The 925-nt window shown below is 66.8% G+C and carries 1 protein-coding gene; it reads left to right on the top strand.

The genetic code is table 11. From position 1 onward, the window contains the following. On the top strand, positions 1 to 925 hold a 925-nt coding region (locus tag C7G61_RS42865; RefSeq protein ID WP_145963833.1), incomplete at both ends, for an ATP-binding protein.

The raw sequence follows: 925 nt of genomic DNA, 5'->3' as shown, positions 1-925 counted from the left end.
CGCCGGGCGCCCCGCCTGGACTCGAACTGCGGGTTCGTCTCGGGCTCGCGACCGGTCTCGTCATCATCGGCGATCTGATCGGCAGCGAGGCATCGGAGGCGCAGGCGGTGCTCGGTGAAACGCCGAACCTGGCTGCCCGGCTGCAGTCGCTCGCTGAGCCGGATGGGGTGGTGATCGCCGAGGATACGCGGCGGCTGATCGGCGGGCTCTTTGATTATCAGGATCTCGGCGCAGTGGCGCTGAAGGGCTTCGCCGTGCCGGTGCGCGCCTGGCGAGTGCTGCGCGAGGGGACAATGGTGAGCCGCTTCGAGGCGCTGCACGCGGCGGTCCTCACCCCGCTGGTCGGGCGCGAGGAAGAACTCGAGCTGCTGGGACGGTGCTGGGATCGCGCGCGGACGGGCGCCGGCCAGGTAGTGCTGCTTGCCGGCGAAGCGGGGATCGGCAAGTCACGCCTTGTCGCGGCTCTCCAGGAGCATATCGAGGGCGAACCGCACACTCGCTTGCGCTATTTCTGCTCGCCGCGTCATCAGGACAGCGCGCTCTATCCCTTCATTGCGCAGCTCCAGCGAACCGCTGGTTTCGAGCGTGAGGACACACCGGGGATCAGGCTCGACAAGCTGCGGGCGACGCTGTCCCCTGCATCGCCGCCCGAAGAGGATGTGGCAATCCTCGCCGAGCTGCTATCGATCTCGACCGCCGATCGCAGCCTGCGGATTGTCGTCACGCCGCAGCGAAGGAAGGAAAAGACCTTCGACGCTCTCGTTCGACAGCTTGAGGCTCTGGCACGGCGACATCCAATCTTGATCGTGTGCGAGGACGCGCAATGGATCGATCCGAGCTCGCGCGAGTTGCTGGACCGGACCGTCGAGCTGGTGGCGAGCCTGCCGGTGCTACTGCTGGTCACCCATCGCCCCGAGTTTCAATC

It is taken from the genome of Bradyrhizobium algeriense (assembly GCF_003062295.1).
Lineage (GTDB): Bacteria > Pseudomonadota > Alphaproteobacteria > Rhizobiales > Xanthobacteraceae > Bradyrhizobium > Bradyrhizobium algeriense.
The sequence above is the reverse complement of the archived record's forward strand: the minus strand, read 5'-3'. Positions and strand labels throughout refer to the sequence as shown.